The organism is Rhizobium sp. NZLR10, from assembly GCF_019685125.1.
GTDB lineage: Bacteria > Pseudomonadota > Alphaproteobacteria > Rhizobiales > Rhizobiaceae > Rhizobium.
Genome location: NZ_JABDWE010000019.1, coordinates 64856 through 78359, shown reverse-complemented (window position 1 = coordinate 78359; position 13504 = coordinate 64856). Strand labels below are relative to the sequence as shown.

At 60.9% G+C, this 13504-nt stretch carries 13 protein-coding genes and 1 pseudogene; 10 read left to right on the top strand and 4 right to left on the bottom strand.

All coding sequences use genetic code 11. The annotated features are described in order from the left end of the window. The 4 genes and pseudogenes from HJB82_RS25040 to HJB82_RS31780 form a co-directional block, all read right to left on the bottom strand. A complete protein-coding gene (locus tag HJB82_RS25040) occupies window positions 1–819 on the bottom strand; it encodes an ABC transporter ATP-binding protein (RefSeq protein WP_207584465.1) in 819 nt (272 codons plus the stop codon). Between the two features lie 94 nt (window positions 820–913). Further along, on the bottom strand, window positions 914–1927 hold the full coding sequence (locus HJB82_RS25035) for an ABC transporter substrate-binding protein (RefSeq protein WP_207584466.1): 1014 nt from the start codon (window positions 1925–1927) through the stop codon (window positions 914–916). A 293-nt stretch (window positions 1928–2220) separates the two neighbouring features. Further along, window positions 2221–2730, bottom strand: a complete 510-nt coding sequence (locus HJB82_RS25030) for a cell wall metabolism sensor histidine kinase WalK (RefSeq protein ID WP_259669690.1) — start codon at window positions 2728–2730, stop codon at window positions 2221–2223. After that, a pseudogene (locus HJB82_RS31780) lies at window positions 2719–2886 on the bottom strand (histidine kinase dimerization/phospho-acceptor domain-containing protein); the annotation flags it as partial. The pseudogene HJB82_RS31780 and the gene HJB82_RS25030, both read right to left, overlap by 12 nt. A 69-nt stretch (window positions 2887–2955) precedes the next feature. Between HJB82_RS31780 and HJB82_RS25025 the strand changes: the two are divergent. From HJB82_RS25025 to HJB82_RS24980, 10 genes are all read left to right on the top strand, one after another. Next, the gene (locus HJB82_RS25025) at window positions 2956–3561 is read left to right on the top strand and encodes a hypothetical protein (protein WP_246762811.1); all 606 of its coding nucleotides are present in this window, start codon (window positions 2956–2958) and stop codon (window positions 3559–3561) included. A gap of 4 nt (window positions 3562–3565) precedes the next feature. Beyond that, the gene (locus tag HJB82_RS25020; RefSeq protein ID WP_207584467.1) at window positions 3566–4228 is read left to right on the top strand and encodes an ABC transporter ATP-binding protein; all 663 of its coding nucleotides are present in this window, start codon (window positions 3566–3568) and stop codon (window positions 4226–4228) included. Beyond that, the gene (locus tag HJB82_RS25015; protein ID WP_221141828.1) at window positions 4221–4904 is read left to right on the top strand and encodes an ABC transporter ATP-binding protein; all 684 of its coding nucleotides are present in this window, start codon (window positions 4221–4223) and stop codon (window positions 4902–4904) included. Before HJB82_RS25020 ends, HJB82_RS25015 begins: the two co-directional genes overlap by 8 nt. Beyond that, complete coding sequence (locus HJB82_RS25010; RefSeq protein ID WP_221141827.1) at window positions 4886–7540, top strand: FtsX-like permease family protein; 2655 nt, start codon at window positions 4886–4888, stop codon at window positions 7538–7540. The genes HJB82_RS25015 and HJB82_RS25010 overlap by 19 nt, the downstream gene beginning before the upstream one ends. An 83-nt stretch (window positions 7541–7623) precedes the next feature. Then, a complete protein-coding gene (locus HJB82_RS25005) occupies window positions 7624–7863 on the top strand; it encodes a DUF1344 domain-containing protein (RefSeq protein WP_259674004.1) in 240 nt (79 codons plus the stop codon). A gap of 242 nt (window positions 7864–8105) precedes the next feature. Beyond that, window positions 8106–8495 (top strand): hypothetical protein, encoded by a 390-nt coding sequence (locus HJB82_RS25000; protein WP_221141825.1) that lies wholly within the window; start codon window positions 8106–8108, stop codon window positions 8493–8495. 96 nt (window positions 8496–8591) lie between these two features. Continuing rightward, on the top strand, window positions 8592–9437 hold the full coding sequence (locus HJB82_RS24995) for a hypothetical protein (protein ID WP_221141824.1): 846 nt from the start codon (window positions 8592–8594) through the stop codon (window positions 9435–9437). A gap of 176 nt (window positions 9438–9613) precedes the next feature. Further along, on the top strand, window positions 9614–10165 hold the full coding sequence (locus tag HJB82_RS24990) for a phosphatase PAP2 family protein (protein ID WP_207584473.1): 552 nt from the start codon (window positions 9614–9616) through the stop codon (window positions 10163–10165). A gap of 10 nt (window positions 10166–10175) precedes the next feature. After that, window positions 10176–11978 (top strand): bifunctional DedA family/phosphatase PAP2 family protein, encoded by a 1803-nt coding sequence (locus HJB82_RS24985; protein ID WP_221141823.1) that lies wholly within the window; start codon window positions 10176–10178, stop codon window positions 11976–11978. Between the two features lie 688 nt (window positions 11979–12666). Beyond that, entirely contained in the window at window positions 12667–13242 is a 576-nt protein-coding gene (locus HJB82_RS24980; RefSeq protein ID WP_221141821.1) for a dihydrofolate reductase family protein, read from the top strand. The last annotated feature ends 262 nt before the right edge of the window (window positions 13243–13504 follow it).

Genomic DNA, 13504 nt, shown 5'->3' with positions numbered 1-13504 from the left:
TTATGCAGCTTCGCTGGAACGGCGATAGCTGGCCTCGACCTCCTGGCGGAGATCCTCCCAGATCGCCTTGCAATAGTCGATGAAGCGGGGCTCGTAGCGAATTTCCGACACGACACGCGGGCGCGGAAGATCGATCGTGTAGACGGACTTGACCGTGGCTGGGCCGGCTGTCAGCACATAAACCTTGTCGGCAAGCGCGACGGCTTCCTCCAGATCATGGGTCACGAAAACGACCGAAGCCTTTCGTTCCGCCCACAGTCTCAGCAATTCCTCGTGCATCACGGTGCGGGTCTGCACGTCGAGCGCCGAGAAGGGTTCATCCATCAACAGGATTTCCGGCTCGTTGATGAAGGTTTGCGCCAGCGCGACACGCTTACGCATTCCACCCGAGAGCTGATGCGGATAGTGATGCACAAACTTTGAAAGGCCGACGCGCTGAAGCCAGCGCTTGGCGCTATCTTCTGCTTCCTTCCTGCTCTTGCCGCGAAATAGGGGGCCGGCCATAACGTTGTCGATGACATTCCTCCAGGGAAAGAGCGCGTCCGTCTGGAAGACGAAGCCAACGCGCGGATCGATACCATCGACCGGTCCGCCCATCAGCCTGACCTCGCCGGAACTGGGCCGCGCAAGCCCCGTTACCAGGTTAAGCGTGGTAGATTTGCCGCAGCCAGTCGGGCCAACGACAGCGACGAATTCGCCTTCTTCCACGGACATGGTGAAATCGCGCAACGCTGTCAGCGACTTGCCTGTCGGAGAGACAAAGCGCCTGCTGACATTGAGAAGCTCGATTGCCGGCTTCCGAATGTGGATGTCTGACATTGGTTTTTCCTGACGCGCGCCGGTAAGGCTCGCCTGCGAAGCCGAGGACATGCCCGCCCCCGGCGAATGTGCCGGAGGCGGTTCTGAAAGCCGCCTACATGACCTTCTTGACGAATTCCGTGGTGTAGGTCTTCGAAAGATCGATCTGCTTTCCCTGCATATTCTTCGAGAAGGAAGAAAGAACAGAGAGAACGGTCTTCGGACCATCTTCCGGCATCACGCCATCGGCGGTAAACATCGCCTTACCTTCGTCGAGCGCTTTGACGTAACCTTCCTTGTCGCCGACATAATAGTCCTTCGGCATCTTGTCGGCGATCTCGGCGCCGGAATGCGTATTGATGAAGCGCAGTGTCTTCACGAAGGCATTGGCAAGCTTCTGGGTATCGTCCTTGTGGGCATCGACCCAGGAAGTTTCCATGTAGAGCGAGGCTGCGGGGTAGGTACCGCCAAGCGCCTGGCGTGCACCATCCATCGTGCGCATGTCGACGAGGACGGTTGCTTCCTTGGTCTTCAGAAGACGGGAGATCGTCGGCTCGGTCGTCATGCCCACCTGGATTGCATCCTGCTGCATGGCGGCGATAAAGGTCGCGCCAGCACCGACCGGAACGGAGGTGACGTCGCCGGACTTCAGGCCGGCCTTGTTGGCCATGTACTGGGTCAAAAAATTAGTCGAGGAACCAAGACCGGTGACCCCGGCGCTATGACCCTTGAAGTCCGCGACGGACTTGATTTCCGGATGCTTGGCCGAGACGAGTTCGACTTCGCCCGGAGCCTGGCTGAACTGGACGACCGATTCGACGAACTTGCCCTTCGCCTGCAGGTCGACGCAATGGTCATAGAAGCCGACAACGCCCTGGACCGCGCCGGCCAGAAGCTGGTTCTCCGCATCAACGCCGGCCGGTTCGTTCAGAAGCTCGACATCGAGGCCTTCATCCTTGAAGTAACCGAGGCCTTCAGCCAGTTTTGCGGGTAGATAGATCTGCTTTTCGTAGCCGCCGACCATCAGCGTGATCTTGCCGGCTGCATGCGCAGAATTTGCTGCAAGCATCGACGCGAGCATGACGACAGACAGTGCAGCTGAACTGAATAACGTGCGTGTAGAACGCATGGGGTCTCCTCCTGAGTTTTCGTATCGCACCTACGTCGCCACGATGGCTACGCGCTCCTCTGCGATAAGGGCGAAGATAGCTGGCCCAAGCTTTCAACCAGCTTTCAGGCGGATCAAGGATGAGAAAAAGGTTCCGACCGAGGCGCAGCGCGTATCCGCTGCTGCTCAATTGGGACGCTCGCGCCATCCGGTGTCGACGACCCTCAACGAAACCTAGATCCGTTGCATTTTCTCACTCAATCATCGTAATCAATCCGTTCGCATTCTACCGCATCATACTTGTCAGGCGGGAACTAACGCGACGCCTTCATTGGGACCAGCCGTACAACGAGGCACGCGATGAGGCCGGGCCGGTCCTGGCGCATGGAGAGCGCGACCCGCGCCCCTTGTCTTTCGGCTGCCGCCTTGGCGATCGCCAGCCCCAAGCCGCTCCCCTCGCTATCGTGAGGGTTGGCACGGAAGAACCGCTCGAAGACGCGTGTCATGTCGTCCTCGGCGATGCCGGGTCCTGTGTCGCGGATCTCGATCCGTGCTTCTTCTCCGGTGACCTCCACCGCGACATCGACGGTTCCACCCGACGGTGTGTACCGCACGGCGTTCTCGACCAAATTGTCGAGGATGATTTCGAAATCCGCAAGCGCGCCGATCGTGACGGCCTCATCCCGGCGGGTAATGCCAAGATCGATCGACCGGCTGCCAGCGAGCGGGGTCAGGCGTGCGATCGTGTCGACAGCAAGCTGGGCGAGGTCGACCGGCCGCGGGCTCGGCGCAGGTTCGCGGGCATCGTAATGGGCGAGGCGCAAGAGCTTGTTTACAAGGCTTGTGGACCTGCCGATGCCGGCCTCCAGCTCGGACAACCCCTGGGCAAATCGGCCATCGCGGTCGTCGTGCCGAAGGTTGTCGAGCTGAATCTGGAGCGCCGAGAGAGGCGTGCGCAATTCATGGGCCGCATCCGAAACGAACCGGCGCTGTCGCTCGGCTTGGGGGCGAGCAGCCGCCTAAGACCCTCCTAATTCTACGAGCGTCATATGCCCTTGCTGGTTTGCAAAGGAGTCTCAGTCATGACCGTTCGTTGTTGGATCGCCGCCGCATTCGCCACGCTGCTGATGGTGGCATCTGGCGCACTTCTTCCAGCCGCGGCGCAGGAAAAACTCGTTGCGCCTGAAACGAACCCGCCGGGCGACATTCCCGACAACCAAGTCTTTGTGGTTTACACCGCGCCGGATGGGTTCAGCTTGAAAGTGCCAGAGGGATGGTCGCGGAAACTGAGCGGCGCCAGCGTTCGGTTCTTCGACAAATACGATGAAATCGACGCTGCGCTGGGGACGGCGAATGCGGCTCCGACGGTTGCCTCGGTCCGGGCTGGCGAAGTCCCAGAGCTCGAGAAAACCGGGCACGCCGTCAAGGTCACCGCGGTCAAGGCCGTGAAGCTCGTGGCCGGACCGGCTGTTCGCATCAGCTACCAGTCGAATTCCGCGGCAAACCCGGTCACGAACAAGCAGATCCGCCTGGAGCACGAGCGTTTCATTCTGTTCAAAGGCGGCAAGACGATCACCCTCGATCTGGCTGCGCCGGCCGGCGCGGATAACGTCGACCAGTGGCAGCTGATCTCCAATTCGCTGCAATGGAAGTGAACGCATGACCGTGCTGGAGACAACCGAGCTCTACCGTTTCTTTCACACCGGTGACGACGAGGTCGTGGCGCTGCGCGGGGTCACCATGACACTTGAGCGTGGGGAATTCACGGTATTGCGAGGCCCGTCGGGTAGCGGCAAGTCGACACTGCTTGCCTGTCTTTCCGGCATCGACGAGCCGGATGGCGGCACAGTGTCGATCCTCGGCGAGCGCATGACCCGGCGCCCGGAACCCGATCGGGCTCGCCTGAGAGCCCGCCATTTCGGCATGCTCATGCAGTCCGCCAATCTGTTCGAGCATTTGACGGTGCGGGCCAACGTTCGTCTCCAGATGCAGATATCCGGCTCCGACCGGCCTGGCGAAATCGATGGCCTGCTCGGCAATCTCGGCCTCGACGGTCTCGCCGACATGTTGCCCGCCCATCTTTCGGGCGGCGAAGCGGCGCGAGCCGGACTTGCCGTCGCTCTCGCGGCAAAGCCGTCGATCCTGCTCTGCGACGAGCCGACCGCCGAGGTGGATGCAGCAACGGAACAGCGTGTCATCGATCGCCTCATCGACATTTGCCGCGCTGGTACAGCCGTTCTCGTCGTCACCCATAGCAGCGCGCTCGCCGCCCGCGCCGATCGCATTATCAATATCCGGGACGGACGCATCGCACATGATTAAGCCATTGGTCATTGCTGCCGATTTGTGGCGCAGCTTTCAGCGCGAGCGGGGGGTTGTCTCGGCCGTCCAGGGCTGCTCCTTCAGAATTGACGCAGGTGAGACTGTCGCAATCATCGGGCCTTCTGGCTGTGGCAAGACGACACTCTTGAACCTGATCGCCGGGCTGGATCGCCCAAGCTCCGGCCGAATCGAGTGGCCCGGGCTCGGTCCGCCCGACACGTTGCGCCCGGAGCGGATCGGCGTCGTCTTCCAGTCGGCAAACCTGATGCCCGCGCTGACTGCTTCCGAGAACGTCGAGTTACCGATCCTTCTTAGCAACGGCGCCGAAGCTGAGGCGCGGGCCCTGGCTGCGCTTACCGCTTTTGGGGTCGAAGCCCTGTCGGCAAAGCTGCCGGAACAGCTCTCCGGCGGCCAAGCCGAGCGGATCGCCGTAGCCCGGGCCGTAGCGACCAGTCCGCAACTGATCGTCGCCGACGAGCCGACGGGACAACTCGATCAGGCGGGCGGCGCCATGCTGGTCGACAGGCTCCTCGCCTGGGGTCGGCAGTCGGGGAGCGCGATCGTCATTGCTACGCATGACGAGCGTGTGGCTGCAAAGATGAACCGCATCTGGCGGATGCGACACGGCAAATTCGAGAGCATGGGCGCGAGGTCCGAATGTACCAGCACTGGTTGATCGGACTTATCCGAACCCGTTCAGGTCGCCTTGTCGGCACTGTCGGTGGCGTGGCGCTGACCGTTACCTTCGTCACGTGTCTGGGCGCCTTCTTGCAGTCCAGCGCGGCCGAGATGACCGCGCGATCGATCGCCCAGGTTCCCGTCGACTGGCAGGTCCAGCTACAGCCTGGGGCAGATGGTGGCGCGGTCGAGGCCAGAATCCGCTCTGCCGCGCCGGTTGCCGCTTTGCAGCTGGTCGGCTATGCCGACGTGCCCGGCTTCGAGGCGAACACTGGGGGCACCGTCCAGACCACCGGCGGCGGCACTGTACTCGGCATGGAAGCGAGCTATGTTGGCCAGTTTCCGGCCCAGATCCGGCGCTTGCTCGGATCGGTCGACGGTGTCCTGGTGGCGCAGCAAACTGCGGCCAACCTGCATATCTCGTTGGGCGATGAAGTCATCATCCACCGCCACCAAGCGCCTGATATCAGCGTGACGATCGCCGGCATCGTCGATTTGCCGAACGCCGATGCGATGTTTCAGGCGATCGGTGTCCCGCCTGGCGCCGCACCACAAGCCCCGCCCGACAACGTTTTGCTGTTGCCGATGTCTCAATGGGAGCAAGTGTTCCAGCAGCAAGGCGCCGGCCGGCAGGATACCGTTCGGAGCGAGTTCCACATCAGGCTCGATCATCACGACCTTCCATCCGATCCGCTTGCCGCGAGCACATCGGCGACCGAGCGCGGCCACAATTTCGAGGCCCGCGTCGCCGGTGCGGCGCTGCTTGCAAACAACTTGGCGGCTCGCTTGGAAGCAGTGCGCGAGGATGCCCTCTATGCCCGGCTGGTCTTCCTGTTCCTTGGCGCCCCAGGGGTCATCCTCGCTGTCCTACTCACACTTGCCGTGGCAAGCGCCGGACGGGACAGGCGCCGCCGCGACCAGGCGCTGCTACGGCTGCGCGGAGCGACGGATGACACTGTTCTTCGCCTTGCCGCGGTGGAGGCGGCCGTCGCGGGCATCGGCGGCGCGGTACTTGGTATTTTCCTCGGAGCTCTCGCCGGATACCTCATCCTCGGGGTGGCGCTCTTGCGCAGCGAAGCCGTTGTCCTGCTCGGCACGGTGGCCGGGGCCGGAGTGGCGCTTTCTCTCGCGGCGATCCTGATTCCCACTCGGCGCGAGGCGCGCGGCTCGACCGTTGCCGCCGCCCGCCGGTCAATCGGCAAGCACCCGACGCCGCTCTGGAGCCGCGGCTATGTCGACTTAGTATTGCTCGTGCTGGCCACCGCGTTCTACTGGCGGTCGGCGGCGAACGGATACCAAGTCGTCCTTGCGCCGGAGGGCGTGGCAGCGACAGCGGTCGACTACACGGCTTTCCTGCCTCCCGTCCTCCTATGGAGCGGCCTGGCGCTGCTTGCCGTGCGGTTGGTCGGGGCCGGGCTGCAGCACGGCCGGGCGGTCATCGCAAGAGGCCTGCGACCTGTCGCCGGTTCTCTCGCGGACGTCATCGCCGCAACCTTCGGACGGCAAGGCCCGCGGCTGACCGCTGGCGTGGGCCTTGCAGCGCTTGCCTTCGCCTTCGCGGCATCGACCGCGATCTTCAACGCGACCTACGAGGCTCAGGCCCGGGTCGACGCCGAGCTCACCAACGGCGCCGACGTCACCGTCACGGGCAAGCTGGCCGAGCCCGCCTCCCAGGCGCTCGACCGTCTTTCCAAGCTGCCGGGGGTGCTGGCCGCCCAGCCGATGCAACACCGATACGCTTACGTTGGAACGGACCTCCAGGATCTCTACGGGATCGATCCGGCGCGCATCGGCTCGGCTACGGCGATGTCAGACGCCTATTTCGCCACTGGCGACGCCCGGGCGACGCTCGCCGATCTCGCACGAACGTCCGATGGCGTGCTTGTATCGCAGGAGACCGTGAACGATTATCAGCTCAGTCGCGGCGACAGCATTAATCTTCGTCTGCAAAACGCGGCTGATCACCAATACCACATCGTGCCTTTTCACATCGTGGGTGTGGTGCGCGAATTCCCCACCGCGCCCAGGGATTCGTTTCTGGTCGCCAACGCAGCTTACATTGCGCAACAGACCGGTTCCGCGGGAAGCGAGATTGTCCTGATTCGATCGAACGGCGATCCGGCCCGAGTTGCCAGAACTGTCCGAAGCTCAATCGCGGATCTGCCAGCGCTCAAGGTGAGCCAGATTGGTGATGCCGTCGCATTGATCGGATCGAGTCTCACAGCTATCGACCTCGCCGGTTTGACGCGGCTTGAGCTGATCTTCGCGCTGGTCATGCTTGCCGCCTCGGGCGGATTGGTCCTTGGGTTAGGGTTGGCCGACCGGGAACGCTCCTTCGCCATCCTCGTCGCGCTTGGTGCCAAGCCGCGGCAGCTTGGCGCCTTTGTTTGGAGCGAGGCTGCATTGGTGGTCGGCGGCGGCATGCTTCTCGGCCTCCTGGCCGGTGTCCTCATCGCCTATGTGCTCGTCAAGTTGCTGACCGGGGTATTCGACCCGCCACCCGAGACGCTTTCGTTGCCTTGGGGTTATCTCGCTGTCCTCGTCATCACCGCGACCAGTGCCGCTCTGCTGGCCACGACGAGCGAGGCGATGCGCAGCCGGGCACACGTCACCGAGAAGTTGAGAGGCGAATAAGCATCGGCCGCGCCGGCGCTGCCTTGCGACAAATTCTACAGATTGGGGGCTGAAACCATGAAAGGAGAGAAATGAAACCACAAATGCTTATGGCCGCAATACTGGCGCTGGCACCGACGGGCATGGCACTCGCCGCCCAGACGTCCGGCACGATCACCGCGATCAGCAAGAAGGCCGATACGATCACGTTGTCGGACGGCAAGAAATATACCCTGCCCGAAGGGATCGAGGATACCAACCTCCGTATTGGTGAGAAGGTTCAGCTGACCTATGCGATCAGGGGCGGCAAGTCGGTCGTCTCTCGCCTGACCCCGGAGAAGTGAGGCTTGCGGCGGCCGGCGACAAGCCGGCCGCCGCTTTCGCGCGATTGCGACCGATTGACTAGGTGTCAGGACCCACACCGGCATCGGCTCTAATTCTCCGCTAATAGTCTCTGCGTAGTCATTGCCGGACAATGCAAACGCCAATGGTTAGACGGCGAGCGCGCCGGTGGCAGCGAGGCGCAGGCCGATCAACCCGAAGGCGATGCAGGCGTGACGCGTTCCAGAATTCAGGGGATTTTTGAATGAGACAGATTTTTCTCGCCATCGCGCTCATTATTGCTCCGGTGGCGGCTTTCACGGGTTTTGAACTCTATGCCAACAATGCGCCCGCCAAAACGACAGACCTCGGTGATCTCTCAACGTTCAAGACCATCGTTGCCGACGTTCAGGCCCTCGCGGCAAAGGGTGATCTCACATCGGCTGCAAAGCGGATCACGGACTACGAGACCGCATGGGATCAGGCCGAGAGCGCACTCCGTCCGCTGAATCCGAACGACTGGAATAGCATCGACGCTGCCTCCGATGCTGCGCTCAAGGCGCTACGCCAATCGGCCCCGTCGGCTGACAACGTCAACAAGACGCTCGCCATCCTTATGGCGGTCCTCAATCATCCGGCCCAGCCATCTCAGTAGGCCGACGCGGACCGTGTCATTCCGTCCCCTTCGGGCCGGGCTGCCTCGCTCAACCTCATCCGCGAGACGTTCACCGCCCATTCAAGGATACTCGCCATGCCCGCTACGACAGAAACCGCCAAAGCTGTTGTCTACAATCGCGTTCCTCGTGTGACGGCCGACTTCTGGCTCATCAAACTGATGGCCGTCACCATGGGCGAAACGGCGGCCGATTATCTCAACATGCAAATGGGCTTGGGACTGACGGCGACATCGCTGCTCATGTCGGCAATTCTCGCCGGCGCACTGGTTTGGCAATTTGCCCAGAAGAAGTATGTTCCTGCCGCCTATTGGCTTTCGGTGGTGCTGATCAGCATCGTTGGCACGTTGATTACCGACAACCTGGTCGACAACTTCAATGTACCGCTGCTGGATACGACCATCGCATTCTCGATCGCCTTGGCGCTGACTTTCCTACTCTGGTTCCAGACAGAGCGTACGCTTTCGATCCACTCCATATTCACCAATCGACGCGAGGCCTTCTATTGGCTCGCTATCCTGTTCACCTTTGCGCTCGGCACTGCGGCGGGCGATCTGGTCGCCGAGAAGTTCGCGCTTGGATATTTGGCGACCGGCATCCTGTTCGGGATGATCATCTTGTCGCTCAGCATCGGCTATTTCTTCCTGGGTCTCAACCCGATACTCGGCTTCTGGCTGGTCTACATCCTGACCAGGCCCCTGGGAGCTTCGTTCGGCGATCTGATGTCTCAGCCCGCGCAATATGGCGGCCTCGGCCTCGGCACGATCATAACGAGTGCAATCTTTCTCGCCGCGATCGTCACGATCGTCGCCTTCATGAGCCTGCGGCACGGAGGTGACGAATTGGTCGTCGTCGGTCAAGATGGGGAGCTGCTGGCGGTGGGTGAGGGCAAAAAGCTGATTGCCGCCAACGACGGACTCTGAAGCGGTCGACAGCGCACTTTGGGACATCACCGGCCCGCGGCGACATTCCTTGCTGGCGCCGCTTTCGTGGCTGTCACAATCCGAGCGCAGGTGGAGATCCAACCAATATCCAAGCGTCAGTTGACTAGCCGAGATTGATGTCTTCGGGGCTGCAAGGGTTGAACTGGAGTGTGACAATGTATGGACTCGACGTAGCTGTAACTCGTGCCATTAATGGATTGGCGGGACATAGCGCTGCGATCGACTACTTGATGGTCTGGATCTCCGGTATCGGCGTCCCGGTCATGGTGATGGCGGTAGCCCTGCAATGGTGGCGCGGGTCTGACAGGCCGCATATACGGCATGTCATCGTGGCGGCAGGCTTCTCGTTCTTGCTGGGACTCGGCCTCAACCAACTCATTCTTCTCTTTATCCACCGGGCTCGTCCCTATGACAGCGGAGTAACAAACCTGCTGATCGAACGGAGCGCCGACTTTTCGTTTCCCTCCGATCATGCAACGGCGACCTTTGCGATTGCGGCCGCTTTTCTCCTTCACGGCGCCCGACGCTCCGGATTTGCCTTCCTTGCGGCGGCGTGCTTTGTCACCTTCTCCCGCATTTACATCGGGACCCACTACGCCAGCGACGTCTTCGGCGGAGCACTGACCGGTGTCATCGCAGCACTCATGGTCCTTGCAATATATCGCGAAGGCACCAAAGCTGACCGCCTGATCACTCGAATCTTTTAGGTTACCGGCAATGCTCGCGGGGTTTCTCTCATCGGTGATCCATTGGCTGAGCGCGCATTCCCATATTGCCTACATTGCAGTGTTCCTGCTTGCACTCTCCGAGTCGATCCCAATCATGGGCGTCGTTGTCCCCGGCACGGCGGTCATAATTGCCTTAAGTGCGCTAGTGCCGAATGGCGTTCTCCTCCTCTGGCCCTTGATGGCCGCAGCGACTTTTGGCGCGATCGTCGGAGACGGCTTATCATTCTGGCTCGGCCACCGATACCATCGCGAGATTCTCTGCCTCTGGCCGCTAAAGCGATACCCGGAGCTGATCGAGCGTAGCGAAGCCTTCTTCAAGCGGCACGGTGACAAGAGCGTGTTTATCGCCCGTTTTGCGCCTGGTGTTCGAGCATTCATCCCGCTTCTCGCGGGCATGCTCGGGATGCCCGTCAGGCGGTTCTATGCGGTCAACATCACTTCGGCCCTGGTGTGGGCACCGTCACACATTCTACCGGGCGTTCTCGTCGGTGTAACGTTCGGTGCTCTGGGCTCGGCAGCAAGGCCGTTGGCAATCCTTTTAGTCATTCTGCTCGCAACGGGTTGGGTGACGTGGCGTCTTGGGCGGTGGGTATTAAGGCGAGGTTTTCCCCTTCTGGAGGTTCTCGTCACAGAGGCACGAAGGTGGTCTGAGACCCGCAACACGTGGCTCAGCCGCCGTGTCGGCGACATGCTCGATCCGGCGCGCCCGGAAGCGTGGGTTCTCGCCATCATGCTTGGCTTACTCGGCGGGGCCGCCTGGTTGTTCCTCGGCATTCTCGAAGATGTGGTCAATGGTGATCCGCTGGTTCTCGCAGACCACGCCATTTATAACGCATTGCAGGAGGTTCGCACGCCGCTAGGCGATGCGATCATGGTTGCCATCACGGAGATTGGTGACACCAAAGTTGTGGTGGTCGTCACCACAGTCATATTCCTATGGCTTGCTTGGAAGCGGGCTTGGCGCACGGCTGCCTTCTGGCTGGCTGCTGTCGGTGGCGCGTCGGCTCTCAATACGGTCATCAAGGTGGCACTTCACAGGGCAAGACCGGATGAGCTGTTGTATTCCGGTTGGAGCGCGTTTTCTTTTCCGAGCGGCCATAGCACGACGAACATGGCGCTCTATGGCTTTCTTGCATTTCTGATCGCCGGCGAGCTTCGCCCAGCACTGCGCGTCTTGATCGGCACGGGAGCCGCAGTTCTTATCTTTATGATCGCGTGCTCGCGTCTATACCTCGGTGCACATTGGTTCTCCGATGTGGCCGGCGGAGCGGCGGTTGGATCCGCATGGTTTATTCTGCTCGCCATCTTTTATCTGCGGCGTCCGGTCGAACGAATAGGATCTTCAGCGCTGCTCGTGACCGCGTCCGCAGCCATTATCCTTGCAGGCGCCGGCAACATCTATCACAGCCACTCCACTGATATTGCGCGGTACGCGGCCAAAAACGCGATACATGCGCTCGCCGTTGCTGATTGGTGGACGACTGGTTGGCAGACCCTTCCGGACCGTCGGGTCGATCTCACCGGCGAAGTGGAAGAGCCGCTCACATTCCAGTGGGCGGGGAGCCTGCAGGGTTTGCAGGATCTTTTGCAGCAGGACGGTTGGAGGCCATCCCTCGGTTGGACGCCAGTCACTGTACTTAAATGGCTCACCGCGTCTACAGATACCACCGTTGTTCCGGTGGTGCCTCATTTTGCCAGCGGCCGTCTACCGGATATAGCCTTCGTTCGGTCCTCAACCGCGCTGGCCCCGTCGACCGGCGGCTCGTTCTCCGTCTTTGGGAAACCGATATGAAGCTCGAGGATAGAGAGCAGACCCCGCTTTGGGTGGGGTCGATAACGGAGGAGCGGATCTACCGACTACTATCGCTAGTTACAATGGTCTCGACACAGCCTGATTTCACCGGACCACGGGAAGCGCTGGCGCGATCACTTCGGGAAGGACATCTCGTGTCGCGCGATGAAGTGGAGGCCAAGGGAGGATGGGACGGGCGTGTTCTGCTGGCTCGCCAGAAGGCATCTCATCCGCCCCCGCTCCTCCCTAGCAACCCGGCCCAGCCGGTCGGATCGGGGGCTGATCCGAGGAACAAGTGTCGCGTTTCTAATTGGCTGGAACCGTCGCGGCTCTAACCAGCTTTGACAACACTGGGATAGCGGGTCAACGGGTCTGGCACGGCGATAGCTTTCGAGGCCAGCGTCCGGCTTGTTGCAATGGCGTTCACGGTTTAGGCCAGGAACATCGCATAATGGATCGACCGGAACACACAAGCCGAAGTGGGGAGGGGCGGAGAGCAGTCTTTAGGAGCGGCTTCATTCACCTTGCGTGGCTGCCGGAATCTGCTGCGGATAGATGCCGTGCATCACAGAGGAGTTCGGACGCTTCAAGAGGCCGCGACGAGTTATTTTTTGTCCCCGATGTAGATTTGACCGACTCTCATTCGTCATGAAGGCGTAACCGCAACCGATCGGTCACGGAGATGCAAATGACCAAGGTCGCTTTCAATATCAGCATGTCGCTCGACGGCTTCATTACCGCAGGAAACCAGACCAGGGAGGAACCACTCGGCAAGAACGGCGAATTTCTTCACGAATGGTTCTTCAACAGCGGTGCAGAGGGCGATGCATATGTGCAGCGCCTCACCAGCAATGTTGGCAGCGTGATCTGCGGGCGCAAATGCTATGACGACTCGATCCCATACTGGGATGAGAACGGGCCGACGGGGCCGTTAAAGCTGCCGCTTTTCGTCGTCACTCACCGGCCGTTACTCGCCTCGCACAGCACTGGAATCTATCACGCGGTTGGGACAATTCCCGACGCGGTGAAGCGGGCGAAGTCGGCGGCCAGAGGCAAGGATGTGAGCCTCATGGGCGGAGCCGACGTCTTTCGCCAAGCACTGGCCGGCGGGCTTGTCGACGAGATCGAGTTGCATATCGTGCCGGTGCTCTTTGGTGCTGGGAGTCGCCTGTTCGACACGCTGCCCAACCAGATCAAGCTTGAGCCCACCAGCATGCTCGACACGCCACTCGCTCGGCATATCGCCTATCGCATTGTGAAGTAAGCGAACGCAACCAGCCCTGTCTGACCAGGGTCCAGTCCCACAAATACCGTTTATGCCCCGCGCCGCCTCAAAAGACGTGGTCGACGGTTCGATTCCCTTCAAGGCGACCGGTGGGTAAACGGACAGCAAGCGGAATAATTTGCGCCGCGAATGGGACGCTGACAGTTCGAATCCCACAACACAGAGTTTCGCTAAGTCATTTCCCTCGAGATCCCATGCGGCTTACCGCTAAAACTCCGCATCAGGTGTCGAAAGACGACGC